Source organism: Nocardia sp. XZ_19_369 (genome assembly GCF_015355715.1).
Classification (GTDB): Bacteria; Actinomycetota; Actinomycetes; order Mycobacteriales; family Mycobacteriaceae; genus Nocardia.
On record NZ_JACVED010000001.1, the window covers coordinates 328,241 to 341,073 of the forward strand.

At 68.3% G+C, this 12,833-nt stretch carries 14 protein-coding genes; 2 read left to right on the forward strand and 12 right to left on the reverse strand.

Annotated features, from left to right (window positions below):
• Positions 1-37: 37 nt before the first annotated feature.
• The 9 genes from IBX18_RS01510 to IBX18_RS01550 all read right to left on the reverse strand — a co-directional run bounded on the left by IBX18_RS01510 (position 38) and on the right by IBX18_RS01550 (position 8,765).
• Positions 38-1,063 (reverse strand): lysophospholipid acyltransferase family protein, encoded by a 1,026-nt coding sequence (locus tag IBX18_RS01510; RefSeq protein WP_194831993.1) that lies wholly within the window; start codon positions 1,061-1,063, stop codon positions 38-40.
• Positions 1,060-2,094, reverse strand: coding sequence for an NAD-dependent epimerase/dehydratase family protein (locus tag IBX18_RS01515; protein ID WP_194832689.1), 1,035 nt, complete (start codon positions 2,092-2,094; stop codon positions 1,060-1,062). The genes IBX18_RS01510 and IBX18_RS01515 overlap by 4 nt, the downstream gene beginning before the upstream one ends.
• A 248-nt stretch (positions 2,095-2,342) precedes the next feature.
• Positions 2,343-2,444: a 30S ribosomal protein bS22 gene (locus IBX18_RS01520; RefSeq protein WP_003402602.1), complete on the reverse strand. Its 102-nt coding sequence runs from the start codon at positions 2,442-2,444 to the stop codon at positions 2,343-2,345.
• A gap of 262 nt (positions 2,445-2,706) precedes the next feature.
• The gene (locus IBX18_RS01525) at positions 2,707-2,991 is read right to left on the reverse strand and encodes a helix-turn-helix domain-containing protein (protein ID WP_370465384.1); all 285 of its coding nucleotides are present in this window, start codon (positions 2,989-2,991) and stop codon (positions 2,707-2,709) included.
• Positions 2,992-3,161: 170 nt separating this feature from the next.
• Positions 3,162-3,998 (reverse strand): pyrroline-5-carboxylate reductase, encoded by an 837-nt coding sequence (gene proC, locus IBX18_RS01530; RefSeq protein WP_194831994.1) that lies wholly within the window; start codon positions 3,996-3,998, stop codon positions 3,162-3,164.
• Between the two features lie 22 nt (positions 3,999-4,020).
• Positions 4,021-4,902 carry a thioesterase family protein gene (locus IBX18_RS01535; protein WP_194831995.1) on the reverse strand — a complete coding sequence of 294 codons (882 nt, stop codon included), beginning with the start codon at positions 4,900-4,902 and terminating at the stop codon, positions 4,021-4,023.
• 153 nt (positions 4,903-5,055) lie between these two features.
• A complete protein-coding gene (locus IBX18_RS01540; protein WP_194832690.1) occupies positions 5,056-5,922 on the reverse strand; it encodes a sugar phosphate isomerase/epimerase in 867 nt (288 codons plus the stop codon).
• A gap of 128 nt (positions 5,923-6,050) precedes the next feature.
• Entirely contained in the window at positions 6,051-7,631 is a 1,581-nt protein-coding gene (locus tag IBX18_RS41875) for a hypothetical protein (RefSeq protein ID WP_228540249.1), read from the reverse strand.
• Between the two features lie 102 nt (positions 7,632-7,733).
• Positions 7,734-8,765, reverse strand: a complete 1,032-nt coding sequence (locus tag IBX18_RS01550) for a Ppx/GppA phosphatase family protein (protein WP_306796089.1) — start codon at positions 8,763-8,765, stop codon at positions 7,734-7,736.
• 143 nt (positions 8,766-8,908) lie between these two features.
• On the opposite strand from IBX18_RS01550, the gene IBX18_RS01555 reads away from it, so the two are divergent.
• Entirely contained in the window at positions 8,909-9,706 is a 798-nt protein-coding gene (locus tag IBX18_RS01555; RefSeq protein WP_194831996.1) for a hypothetical protein, read from the forward strand.
• A gap of 79 nt (positions 9,707-9,785) precedes the next feature.
• Complete coding sequence (locus IBX18_RS01560) at positions 9,786-10,118, forward strand: hypothetical protein (protein ID WP_228540250.1); 333 nt, start codon at positions 9,786-9,788, stop codon at positions 10,116-10,118.
• Between the two features lie 68 nt (positions 10,119-10,186).
• On the opposite strand, the gene IBX18_RS01565 is transcribed toward IBX18_RS01560, so the two are convergent.
• The 3 genes from IBX18_RS01565 to IBX18_RS01575 all read right to left on the reverse strand — a co-directional run bounded on the left by IBX18_RS01565 (position 10,187) and on the right by IBX18_RS01575 (position 12,765).
• Positions 10,187-10,876: a response regulator transcription factor gene (locus tag IBX18_RS01565; RefSeq protein WP_069160635.1), complete on the reverse strand. Its 690-nt coding sequence runs from the start codon at positions 10,874-10,876 to the stop codon at positions 10,187-10,189.
• A complete protein-coding gene (locus IBX18_RS01570) occupies positions 10,873-12,108 on the reverse strand; it encodes a cell wall metabolism sensor histidine kinase WalK (RefSeq protein WP_135233643.1) in 1,236 nt (411 codons plus the stop codon). The genes IBX18_RS01565 and IBX18_RS01570 overlap by 4 nt, the downstream gene beginning before the upstream one ends.
• A gap of 252 nt (positions 12,109-12,360) precedes the next feature.
• A complete protein-coding gene (locus tag IBX18_RS01575) occupies positions 12,361-12,765 on the reverse strand; it encodes a helix-turn-helix domain-containing protein (RefSeq protein ID WP_194831997.1) in 405 nt (134 codons plus the stop codon).
• Between the last annotated feature and the right edge of the window lie 68 nt (positions 12,766-12,833).

Sequence of the window (12,833 nt, forward strand, 5' to 3'; positions counted from 1 at the left end):
GCTGGTGGACTCCGTTCCCGAAACGATCACGAGCGCCTCAGCCGGTGAAAGGGTTGCGGCGCTTGGTGAGCAGCTTGTACAGCGTCGACTGGATGGTCTCGCGGACCTGGTCGGTCACCTCGAACATGGTCATCGGGTCGTCGGCCGCCTCCGGCTCGTAGCCGGTGGTCGGGATGGGGGCGCCGAACTCGATGTACCACTTCGACGGCAGCGGCAGCACGCCCAGCGGGCCGAGCAGCGGGAACAGCGGCGTCACCGGGAAATACGGCAAACCGAGCAGCCGGGCGAGCGGCTGCAGATCGGCCAGCTTGGGGTAGATCTCCTCGGACCCGACGATGGAGCACGGGATGATCGGCACGCCGGTGCGCACCGCCGCGGCCACGAAACCGCCGCGACCGAACCGCTGCAGCTTGTAGCGATCGGCGAACTGCTTGCCGACGCCCTTGAAGCCCTCTGGGAAGACACCGGTGAGCTCGCCGGAGCGCAGCAATCGTTCGGCGTCCTCGCGGCAGGCCAGCGTGTGCCCCGCCTTGCGGGCGAGCGAACCGAGCACCGGGGTTTCGAAGATCAGGTCGGCGGCCAGCAGGCGCAGCGCCCGCTGCTTCGGGTGCCGGTCGTGGATGGCCAGCTGCAGCATCAGCCCGTCCAGCGGAATGGTGCCCGCGTGGTTGGCCACGATCAGCGCGCCGCCCACCTCCGGAATGTTCGCCATGCCACTGACCTGCACCCGGAACCACAGCTCCGACATCGGGCGCAGCGCGGGCAGCAGCACCGACTCGAGCAGGTGCTCGTCGAAACCGAACTCGTCGACCTGGTAGTCGCCGGTGATCCGGCGGCGGGCGAAGTCGGCGGTCTTGCCGATCTGCTTGCCGATCGCGCCGCGCACCAGGTCCGACAACGACTGTGGCGCAGGCGGTTCGGCGGCGGCCAAGCGTTCGGTCAGCGAGGTCACCGGGCTGGGCGCTTCGCCGTGTACCGGCTCCGGCCAGCGCCGCGCGGTCGGCCGATGACGCGCCTCGTCCTGCACGTCGTGGAGGTGGATGACTTTCGCTACGTCGTTCATTGCTGTGCTCCCGTACCGGCCCCGAGCAGGCCGAGCAGTTTGTTCTCTGCGGCATCGATCCACGCGGGATCGACTACGGGCCGCAACGCTGCGCCCCCGATGAAGTCGTCGAAGGCCTGCACCGTGGTCCAGCGCGGCACGAACCCGAGTTCGGCCCGCATCCGGGTGGTGTCCAGGCCACAACCGAAATGGAAATAGTCGAGCTGTTCGCCGGAGAATTCGCGCATCACCGGACCCATCAGCACCCGGCCCGCGGTGCGGAACAGCGCGAACGGCACCGGTAATTCGATCCGGCCTGCCCGCCGGACCGCTTGGGACAGGGCGAGCGCGCCGTCGCCCGCGATGTTGTAGGTACCGCCGCGTCGGGTCAGCGCGGCATGCGCCAGCGCGGCGACCGCGTCCTCCTCGTGCAGCAGCTGGATGCGCGCGTCACGGCCGAACACCGTCGGCGTGATCGGTGAACGCAGATACTGCACGCCGCGGCCGGCCAGCCGCGGTCCGACGATCGGCGCCAGCCGCAGAATCGTGGTGGCGATATCCGGGCGACGGCGCCCCAGCCCGCGTAGGAATCCCTCGATGTCGATCATGTCGCGCGCGAACTCACCGCGTGGCGGGGTGCGCGCGCTCATTTCCTCAGTGAATTTCGCGGGGTCCTTCGCGCTGCAGCCGTACACGGCCGACGAGGAACGCACGACGACCGTGCGCACCGTCGGCGCCTTCTGGCACACCGCGAACAATTGCATCGCGCCGAGCACGTTGAGGTCCTTCATCACCGGCCGCCCGGCACCGGCCGGCGGCCTGGCCAGCACCGCGGCGTGCACCACGGTGTCCACCGCACCGCCGTCGATCACCTTGCGGATCAACGGATTTCGGATGTCCGCGCGGACGAATTCGGCACGGCCCATGCGCCGCTGCAACTCTCGGCTCGGGGTCATCGTGTCGACGGCGATGATGCGTTCGATGTCGGGGTCCTGCGCGAGACGAGCGACCACGTTGCCGCCGAAGAAGCGACTGGCACCGGTCACCAGCACCACCTTCGGCGTGTGTCCGTCTCGAGCGTCAGAAGCCACCGGCACCGCATCCCACCTTGGCAAGCCCCCATTTCATTTATTTCCCCGGTTCCTAGGGTAGCCGCTGCGTTCACGGGTTCCGTTGGGATTAACAAGGATCTAACGATGACTTCGGTCACCTGATACACGGCGTAGTTTCAAAATTCAGTATTTCAAACAAAAAGGCCCGCCACCTACTGGTGACGGGCCTTCGAGCTGACGCGCAGCGCTTACTTGCCGAGTTTGCGCCGCTGCACGCGTGTGCGGCGAAGCAGCTTGCGGTGCTTCTTCTTCGACATGCGCTTGCGGCGCTTCTTGATCACAGAACCCATAGGGTTGTTCCTCGCGTCTCTCTACTCGGCGCGCACGCTACACACGTACGCCAACTGACCGGTCGCTCGGCAAGCCTCACGCCCAGTGTCCGCGCCGCCGGGTACCACCGGACACCACAAAGCGATGCCACCGGCGGGCGAACACGAACCGAGGGTCCATCGTACCGGCACGTCCAGCTAGCTTCGAAACCGCCTGATCCAACGCCGCCGGACCCGGTCCGTCGGCGGGCCGCACCCCGTGGAGCGCGGTGGGATCAGTCGTTCATCCGGCGTCGAAGTAGGACGTCTCCAGATAGTCGTGTACCGCTTTGGCGTGTACCCGGAACGAACGACCCACCCGCACCGCGGGCAACTCACCGGAATGCACAAGCCGGTACACCGTCATCTTGGACACTCGCATCAGGCTCGCCACCTCGGCGACCGTGAGGAACTGAGTGCCGCCGAGCATGGGTTGACCCTGCGACCCGGAACCACCTTGCGTCCGGGAACCAGCCCGGGCGCCTGAGGGACCTGAGCCACTCGAACTTCCTGAGCTACTTGCAGACATCTTGTTAGACATCATTGCACCATTGACCTCCGGCACGTCCGCGCCGCCGGCTTCCCCACCGGCGGAACAGACACGCACGTGCTCCTTGAAGCTTAGCGGGACCAGTGGTGTTACTGCGACGGGAGTGAGAAATCAGCTTTTCCCTTCGGAAACCAACCGGTCGCGCGCTGTTAGTCTGCGGCGGTCCCCTGCTCGGCGGAACGCTGCTTCGCGGCGTGCAGCGCCTCCAGGAAGGCCGAACGGACCCCGCCACGCTCGAGCTCGCGGATCGCGGCGGCGGTGGTGCCCGCCGGTGAGGTGACCGCGGCCCGCAACTCCACCGCGCTCTGCTCGGACTCGTCGAGCAGCGCCGCCGCGCCGACCATGGTCTGCACCACCAGCTGGGTGGCCACCTCGCGGGTCAGGCCGAGCCCGACGCCCGCGTCCACCATGGCCTCGACGACCAGGAAAAAGTAGGCGGGCCCCGAGCCGGAAACCGCGGTGACCGCGTCCATCTGCGACTCCGCGACGGTCACCACCTTGCCGACCGCGCCGAGCACCTCGGTCACCAGCTCCAGCTGCGGCGGTCGCGTGTGCCGCCCCGGTGCGATGACGCTCATGCCCTGGCCGACCAGCATCGGGGTATTCGGCATCACCCGGACCACCGGGAAACCGGCGGGCAGCTTCGCCTCCAACCGCGCCGTCGGCACGCCCGCGGCCAGCGAGACGAGGATCTGGTCCCGATCGTTGCCCACGCTCGGATCGTCGCTGAGGGCGGCCTTGCCCAGCGCGGTCATCACCGCGTCCACGTCCGCGGGCTTGACCGCGACGACCAGCAGGTCCGCACCGACCGCGGCATCGGCCACCGAATCGGTCACCCGCACGCCGAAGCGCTCGGCGATCTGCGCACCGCGCTCCGGAAAGGTCTCGACGACAACCAGGTCCTTCGCCAGCCGCCCCGATTCGAGCAGACCCGCAATAAGCGCCTCCCCTATGCGCCCGCCACCGATAACCGCAATTCTCGTCATGGGGGTTAAGGCTAGACGGCACTCATCGCTGCGGAATCAGCGCCAGCTGGCGGCTCTGTGCGACCACGGCGCCCGTGCTGTCGAGCACCAGCTGGTCCTCGTCGAACATGCGGCCGCCGACCTCGTGGGTGGTCGCGATGACGCGCAGCCAGCCGGGGGCGGGCTTGCGGCGCAGGAAGCTGACCATCTGGACGGTGGGCGACCAGCCGTAGTGGCCGAGGTTGTACGGGACCGGCGGGCTGATGTCGGTGGCCATCATCGCGAAGAACATGGCGACGTCCGGGTCCTGCTCGTCGGCGGGCCGCGGGCGCATCCACAGGCGCAGGCGCGGTTCGGCGGTTTCGCCGTCGAGGAAGCGGGCCCACTCGCGGTCGATGTAGAGGTCGGCGGCCTGGCCGACGTGCACGACCCGGCCCATCGGGGAGCCCGGCTGGTAGCCGACCGCGTCGGCCGGTGGCTCGACGGGCATGTCGCTGTGCTCGCGCGCGAACCGCGGCTCGGCGTCGTCGAGGTGGCCGAAGGTGAGGGCGGTGCGCACCAGCGTGCGGCCGTTCTGGATCAGGTTCACGTCGGCCAGGCAGATCTGACGGCCGATCTTGCGGATGTGCACCTCGTACTCGACGTCGCCCGGATCGGGTGCGCCGAGGAAGTCGGAGCTGGCGACGATAGGCGCCATGTCGGCCAGCGCGGGATCGGCCGTGCGCAACCATTTCAGGCCCGCCGACGCGCTGGCCGCGACCATGGTGCCGCCGTGCACCTTCCTGCCGATCGTCCAGGTCTTACCGATGGTGCCCAGGTAGCTGCCGGTATCGGGAATGTTCGGGGCCAACTCGGTCAACGTGAGTACCTGGCTGAACGGGGCATCGGTCGCGGTGACCTGTGTCAGTCCCAGCTCCGTTGTCATCGTCACTCCTGTCGTCCAGCTGCCGCGTCGGCGATCAGGCTTGCTGATACGCGGCGTTCGTACAGCGTAGAACGAGCGGGCTCCGCACGCGCATTCCCCTCGGCCGGACGGCGGCGACTTGCGTCACAGTCCCGAATCAGGCGTAGCGCCGAATCAGGCGTGCCGGGCCGAGGTCGGCGCGGGCGCGGTCTGGCCGTTGAGATGCAGCCGCGCGAAGGCGAGGGTGCGGTGCAGCATGGCCGCGCGGGCCTGCGTGGTCCGGGCGTTCTGGGTGTTGATCTCGGCGACCGCCTGACCGGCGAAACCGTTGCGTACCAACGTGTCACACACCTCGACGCACGGCTGGGTGCCTTCGCCGGGGACCAGATGCTCGTCGTGCGCGGCGCCGCGGCCGTCGGCCAGATGCAGGTGCGCCAGGCCCTGGCCCATCCGGGCGGCCAGCGCCAGGGGGTCCGCACCCGCGGTGGCGGTGTGCGAGAGATCGAGGGTGTAGTGCTCGAAACCGGTGTCGGTCGGGTCATAGGACGGACTGAACGCGGTGAGCCCGACGCCCGGCCCGCCCCGGCGCTCCAGCCGTTTGACCGAGCGGGCGCCGCGCCCGAACAGGGTGTCGGCCCGCATCGGGAACATGTTCTCCACCGCGACGATGACCGGGCTGTGTTCCTCGAGCTCGGCGACCTGCTCGGCGAAGTTCTCGGCGTAGCGCCGCTGCCAGCGGAACGGCGGATGCACCACCACGGTGCGCGCACCGAGTGCCTCGGCGGTGCGCACGCTGCGCTCGAGCTTGGCGACCGGATCCGAGCCCCACACCCGCTGCGAGATCAGCAGGCACGGCGCGTGGATCGCGATCACCGGCACGTCGTACTTGCGGGCATAGGACTGCACGGTGGCGATGCTCTGGCTGGCCGGTTCGGCCCAGACCATCAATTCGATGCCGTCGTAACCGAGTTCGGCCGCGTACCGGAAGGCCGCCTCGGTGTTCTGCGGGTACACCGACGCGGTGGAGAGCCCGACGAGGATCTGGCGCCGATCCGGCGCACCCTCGGACTCCCCCGGCGTGACCGCCGCGGGTCGCGCCCCGGCAGCGGGGGCGCGGTGCACCCTGGTCTGGTCTGCCTGTCCGGTTTTCCCCACTGGCGCTCCCTGCCTCAGTTCGTACTGAGCAGAAAGGCTAGCGGCCCCAGCGTGACGAATACGCCGACAACGACAGCAATCACAGTGCTCAGCACGTCGTCGGTCCGGCGCAGGATCCGTACCAGCGCCACCAGACCGAGGATCACGATCATCGCCAGGGCCAGCGCCACCCAGGGGAGCATCTCCCACATCCGCTCGAAACCCTTGAACAGCAGCATGCCCGCGACGGCCGCGCCGGTGCTCTGACCACCCAGGATCATCCACTGGCGGCGGTTGGCGTCGTACTCGGCCTTCCTGGCCGCCCGGGCCGACCGGCGCGGCGTGGCGTGTTCGGACTGCTCGTCCTCGTCGAGGTCGTCGAGGTCGTGCTCGGCGTCCAGGTCGACCGGCTCGAAGAAATCGGTCTTGCCGTCGTACATCTCGAGCTCATCGACCGGGGCGCGGCCCGAATCGCGTTTGCCGCGACCGCGTTTGCCCCGCCCGGCGGCGTCGGCCGCACGTTCGGCGCCCGCGCGTTCAGCCCGCTCGACACCGTCCCTGAGCAGATCGCCCGCGACCGTCTGGCCGGAAACGAGCTGCTGATCCTGGCTGGCCAGCGACCACGCGGCGGTCGAAATACCCTCGACCTCGGGCGGCGGGTCATTGCGTTGTGGCGCATCGGGTTTGCGTCTTCGCGCCGACCAGGCGGGCAGGGCGCCCTCGGCGGACCCGTTGCGCTGTGGTGATCTTCGCGGCGGTTCCGGCGGCGGCTCGGGCGTCGGCGCCCACGGTGCCGTGGCTCGCGACTCCGGCAGTTCGGGCTCGTAATCCGCGGCCGACGGCGACCAAGCTGCGGTCGACGGTGCGGCCTCTTCGGCCTCGGCCTCGGCGGCGCGACGGCGGGCGGCGCGGCCGCCGGTGGCGCCGTTGCGCTCGGCGCGGCCGTTGGTCGCGCCCCGTCCACCCGGGTCGGGCGCGGCGACCTCACGCAGCGGGCGCACCTCGGTGGTGGCGTCGTCGTGGTCGTCCTGCCTGCGGCGGCGACCGGAGCGCGGCGGCGGGGGCTCGTCGGCTACCGGGTCGCTCGCGTAGGGATTGGGCGACGGCGCGTACGGATTGGGTGACGGCGCGTACGGGTTGGGCGAGGGGGCGTACAGGTCGTCGACCGGCGTGCGCGAGGACAGCGGATCGGCGGGGGCGCCGTGCCGCGAGGCCGGCATCTCCCGGCCGGGCATCACCCGGTTGGATCGGCCCGGCAACGGGTCGGCGGCCGGCTCGGGCTGGGCGTACGCGGCGAGCGGGTCGTACATCGAGATCGGCCCGGAGATCGGTGAATACGCCGCGGGGTCCGGCGCGGGTGGCGCGTATGAGACAGGTTCCGGCGCAGGCGGTTCGTAGGCCGGGGCCTCGTAGACCGGTTCGTCGGGCACGTCGGCGTCGGGCGCGGCGTGCGAGGAGTGACCGCTGCCGATGACAGGCATGTCACCGGTCAGCTCGGCCACCGAGATCCCGCGACCACCGCGGCGGCGTCGGCCACCACCCGCGGAAGACGCGCCCTGCTGCCCGTTGCGGGCCAGCAGCTCAGCGACCGATAGCTGTTTGGAATCATCACTCATGACTGCACCTCGCTGGCGCTCGGCTCCGTCACGAGCGAAGCACGCTGTAACACGATTCGTTCGCTGCGCTCACTCATGACTGCACCTCACCGGTACGCCCACTCATGACGACACCGTCCCTATCGGCCCCGGTAGCACGGCAGCATTGAGCACCGGGTCGCCGCTGTCGGTCGCCGGGCCCGGTAAGCAGGTTGCTCGGGGTCCGCCATTCATGTCGGTATCCAGTTTGCGCAGGATCAGTCCTTCTCGCAGCGCCCATGGACAAATCTCCAGGGATTCCAGCGATAGTGCCCGCATACTCGCCTCCGCGACCAATGCGCCAGCCACCAATTGCTGTGACCGATCGGAACTTACGCCTTCCAATTCTGCACGGTCCGCGGCCGTCATCCGCGAGATGAACGCAATCAGCTGGCGCAGACCTGAGCTGGTGAGTGTACGGCGCACCCGCGGGCCCGCCGCCGAGGGTGCCGCTCCGGTCAGCCTGGCCAGCGAGCGGAAGGTCTTCGAGGTGCCGACGGCCAGGTCCGGTTTACCGGCGTCGAGCAGCTGTTTGGCGGGCAGGGTGAGCTCCGCGTCGAGCCAGTCGCGCAGCACATTGACCCGGCGCTTGCCCGGCGGATCCTCGCGCAGCCACTCTCTGGTCAACCGTCCGGCACCGAGCTGCAGGGACAGCGAGACATCGGGTTCCTCGTCGCCGCCGTTGGTCATTTCCAGCGAGCCGCCGCCGATGTCGAGATTGAGGATGCGCCCCGCGCTCCAGCCGAACCAGCGGCGCACCGCGAGGAAGGTCAACCGCGCCTCGTCGACGCCGGAGAGCACCTGCAGATCGACGCCGGTCTGCGCGCGGACCCGGGCGAGCACGTCCTCGGAATTGGTCGCCTCGCGCAGCGCGGAGGTGGCGAACGGCATCAGCTCGACGCACCGGGAAGTCTCAGCGATGCTGGCGAATTCGGCGACCGTGGCGATCAGCCGCTGGGCGCCCGCCTCGGTGATCCGGCCCTCGTTATCGATGTTCTCCGACAGCCGTAAAGTGGCCTTGGTAGAGCTCATCGGCATGGGGTGACCACCCCGATGCGCGTCCACCACCAGCAGGTGGACGGTATTGCTTCCGACATCGAGTACCCCAAGCCGCACAAGAACACGGTACTGGGTGATCCGGTCCTATAGGTTAAGCGACTGAACTGTTAGCGTTCCGAGGTGTGACGGTAGGCGCATCAGCGAGTGGGCCGGCGCGGCCCCGACCAGCGGGGAAGATCGATCCGAGTCCCGAAGTCGACATGGATTTCCCCCGCGAATGGATCGAGTTCGTCGATCCAGCAAACGACGAGCATCTGATCGTCGCGGATCTGACCTGGCTACTGTCGAGCTGGACGTGCGTCTTCGGCACCTCGGCCTGCCAGGGCATCATCGCCGAGCGCCCCGATGACGGGTGCTGCTCGCACGGCGCGTTCCTGTCCGACAAGGACGACCGCAAGCGCCTGCAGAACGCTGTGAAAATGCTCACACCAGCGGATTGGCAGCTGATGGGCGAGGCGACCGACGCCGCGGGCAAGGTCACCAAGAAGGGCTACCTGGAGCTCGACGAGCTCGAGGACGAGCCCGCGCTGCGCACCCGCCGGTTCGACGGCGCGTGCATCTTCCTCAATCGGCCCGGCTTCGCGGGCGGTGTCGGCTGCTCGCTGCACTCCATGGCGCTGCGCCGCGGCATCGAACCGCTCGAGGTGAAGCCGGACGTGTGCTGGCAGCTGCCGATCCGGCGCACCCAGGAGTGGGTGGACCGGCCCGACGGCGTGCAGATCCTGCGCACCACGGTCACCGAGTACGACCGGCGCGGCTGGGGTGCCGGCGGCGAGGACCTGGACTGGTACTGCTCCGGCTCGCCCGATGCCCACGTCGGCACGCGACCGGTGTGGCAGTCCTACGGTCCGGAACTGAAGGAGCTGCTCGGCGCTCCGGCCTACGACGAACTGGCCAGGCACTGCAAGCGTCGAGCGGGGCTCGGCCTCATCGCGATTCATCCTGCGACGGTGCACGCGGACCGGATGCGCGACAGTTCGAACACCGCGACCGGGTGAGCCCCTCGGAATGCGAGCTTGCACCCCGTTCACCTGTAGGGCATGCGATCTTCACCCGTTTGCGGTTTGATGTGCGGTCATGTCCAAGAAAGTTTTGACCCTGGCCGCCGTTTCCCTCGGCGCCGCACTCTGTCTCCCCGCCATCGCGCACGCCGAGCCGAACGGTGATCCCGCCAAGTACGCCGATTTCACCGCCGACTTCCTGCCCGCCAACACCCCCGACGCCATGAACGCCGCCAAGGTGGGCAAGAACCTGATCATGAGCCCGTACGGCACCTCGCGCACCATCGCCTGCCGCGGCACCAACGCCGCGGACGTCTACGACTGCATGCAGGAAGACGACCTGGGCTGGATCTCGTTGCGCAAGATCGACGTCCCCGGCGTCGGCCCGACCTGGACCTACCTGCCGTAAAAACTAGAACTGCATAACGAAACTACGGCCGAGGGCTTCGCAGCGCCCTCGGCCGTAGCTTTGTCAGCTCACGCTTCGAGTTTGTAGCCCAGTCCGCGGACCGTGACCAGATGTTCCGGCTTGGCCGGGTCTGCCTCGATCTTCGAGCGCAGCCGCTTCACGTGCACGTCGAGGGTTTTGGTGTCGCCGACGTAGTCGGCGCCCCAGACGCGATCGATCAGCTGGCCCCGGGTGAGCACCCGGCCGGAGTTGCGCAGCAGGTATTCGAGCAGGTCGAATTCCTTGAGCGGCAACGTCACCGGCTTGCCGTTCACCAGCACGGTGTGGCGGTCCACATCCATCCGGACGGGGCCCGCTTCCAGCACGCCGCTCTCATTGGTGCCGTCCAACTCGTCGCCCGCGCCGCGGCGCAGCACGGCCCGAATGCGCGCGATCAGCTCGCGCGCCGAGTATGGCTTCGTCACGTAGTCGTCGGCGCCGAGCTCCAGCCCGACCACCTTGTCGATCTCGCTGTCCCTTGCCGTCACCATGATCACCGGTACGCCGCTGCGGGTGCGCAACTGCTTGCACACGTCCGTGCCGCTCATGCCTGGCAGCATGAGATCGAGCAGCACGATGTCGGCACCGGACCGATCGAACTCGGCGAGCGCGGATGGTCCGTCACCGACAACGGTGACCTCGAAACCCTCCTTGCGCAGCAGGAACGCGAGCGGATCGGCCAGCGACTCCTCATCCTCGACGATCAACACACTCGTCATCTGCGTGCCTCCACACCATTGGGTCGGCCCGGCCCCGAGGGGCGCGGGCTTGTTTCTCTCATGCTCACCGTCGGACCGGCGGAATCCTCTTCTCCGTCGGCCTCGTGGTGGGCAGGTATTCGCAGGGTGAACGTCGAACCGGTGCCCAGCTTGCTCCACAACGTGATCTCACCGTTGTGGTTGGCAGCCACGTGCTTGACGATAGCCAGGCCGAGGCCGGTACCGCCGGTGGCGCGCGAGCGGGCCTTATCGGACCGGAAGAAACGTTCGAACACCCGCTCTTGGTCTTCCTTGGCGATACCGATGCCGCGATCGGTCACCGCCATGGCGACATGGTCGCCGCGTAGGGAACGGCTCACCGACACGTGTGAGCCGGCCGGTGAGTACGCTATCGCGTTCTCCACCAGGTTCGATAGGGCTGTGACCAGCAAGGTTTCGTCGCCGAGCACCTCGAGCCCGCTGGGCCGGTCGGTGCTGACGGTGATGCCCGCGGCCTCGGCGGCGGTGCGCGAGCGGTCCACCGCCTGCATCACCACGGTGTCCACGTCGACCACTTCGAGCTCGGGCAGCTTCTCCGCACCCTGCAGCCGGGACAGCGCGATGAGTTCGGTCACCATTTTGCCGAGCCGCCGCGATTCGCCGAGTACCCGCTGCCCGAAGTGGCGCACCGCCTCGGGATCCTCGGCGGATTCGAGCATGGCCTCGGCCAGCAGGCTCATCGCGCCGACCGGGGTCTTGAGTTCGTGGCTGACGTTGGCCACGAAGTCGCGCCGGGTGGCCTCCATCCGGGCTTGCTCGGAGTCGTCGTCGGCGAAGAGCACGGTGAAGTTGGTGTCCTCGCGCGATAGCTGGCGGGCCACGCCACGCACCGCGATGCGGCCGCGGCCGGGCACCGGATTCTTCGCGGTGAGGTCGAACTCGGCGGACTCGCCGGTGGCCAGCACCTTCTCCACCGCGGCCCAGGCGCGCTCGTCGAGCAGGCGGTTGCGGACCAGGCCGAGCTCTTCGGCGCGCGGATTCACCAGCACCACGTCGCGGTACTCGTCGACCACCGCGATGCCGCTCTCGGAGGCGAGCACGATCAGGTCGAGCACCTGCGACATCGTCAGGCCGGAGTCGGCCTGACGCCTGGCCTGCTGCCTGGCGTTCATATAGGGGATAAGTAGCCCGCCGACTGCCAGACCTACGACAGCCGCAAGGACTGCCAGTAGCACGGCTTGCGGAACACTCACACTTGAATCGTACGGTCGCGTAGGACGTATCCAACTCCGGGTGCACGATGTTTCGTGCAGGTCATAGCTACTTACGACCCTGTTAGCCCGCCGTTTACGTACTGTTACGCCGCTCCGGGACTTCAGGCCGGATTCAGGTGCGGTGTGCGTGCCGTCGGCGGGCGGCGGAGGGGTCGTCGAAGGAGTTAGCTGGTACCCGGTGAGTTACCCATGTGCCGGCGAGATCACTGGTCTTCCATTTTGCTTACGAGCTCAGTCGTCTTCGTCGGGGCCGGCGAGCCCTGCGCTGACGGCGGGGCCATGTTTGTCCACCCATTCGCCGAGGGCGTAGATGGGGGTGAGCAGGTCTCGGCCTGCTTCGGTGAGGCGGTATTCGACGCGGGGCGGGGCCTCGGCGTAGCGGTGGCGTTCGATGAGGGTCATCCGCTCCATCCGGCGCAGGGTCTGCGTCAGCATCTTCTGGCTGATGCCGCCGATCGACGCGCGCAGGTCGCTCGGGCGCATCGGGCCCTCGCGGAGCATGTAGACGACGACCGGTAGCCAGGAGTTTCCGAAGACGTCGACGCCCATCCGGGCCGGGCAATCGGACTCGAAGTCGCCGTAGGGCGTGAACTCCACCCGTTCGGCGGTGATCGGCTCGGCGTGCACGGCGGTCATGCCACCAGCATGCCAGCGTTGTTGGGCACCCGCAGGTGCCTATCGATCTTCCTAGCGTTTGTACCGAG

Coding starts and splice junctions, on each gene's coding strand:
- IBX18_RS01565 (WP_069160635.1), bottom strand. CDS start 10,876: ATGACGAGTGTGTTGATCGTCGAGGATGAGGAGTCGCTGGCCGATCCG.
- proC (WP_194831994.1), bottom strand. CDS start 3,998: ATGACGAGAATTGCGGTTATCGGTGGCGGGCGCATAGGGGAGGCGCTT.
- IBX18_RS01555 (WP_194831996.1), top strand. CDS start 8,909: ATGGATTTCCCCCGCGAATGGATCGAGTTCGTCGATCCAGCAAACGAC.
- IBX18_RS41875 (WP_228540249.1), bottom strand. CDS start 7,631: ATGAGTGATGATTCCAAACAGCTATCGGTCGCTGAGCTGCTGGCCCGC.
- IBX18_RS01535 (WP_194831995.1), bottom strand. CDS start 4,902: ATGACAACGGAGCTGGGACTGACACAGGTCACCGCGACCGATGCCCCG.
- IBX18_RS01575 (WP_194831997.1), bottom strand. CDS start 12,765: ATGACCGCCGTGCACGCCGAGCCGATCACCGCCGAACGGGTGGAGTTC.
- IBX18_RS01560 (WP_228540250.1), top strand. CDS start 9,786: ATGTCCAAGAAAGTTTTGACCCTGGCCGCCGTTTCCCTCGGCGCCGCA.
- IBX18_RS01520 (WP_003402602.1), bottom strand. CDS start 2,444: ATGGGTTCTGTGATCAAGAAGCGCCGCAAGCGCATGTCGAAGAAGAAG.
- IBX18_RS01525 (WP_370465384.1), bottom strand. CDS start 2,991: ATGTCTGCAAGTAGCTCAGGAAGTTCGAGTGGCTCAGGTCCCTCAGGC.
- IBX18_RS01510 (WP_194831993.1), bottom strand. CDS start 1,063: ATGAACGACGTAGCGAAAGTCATCCACCTCCACGACGTGCAGGACGAG.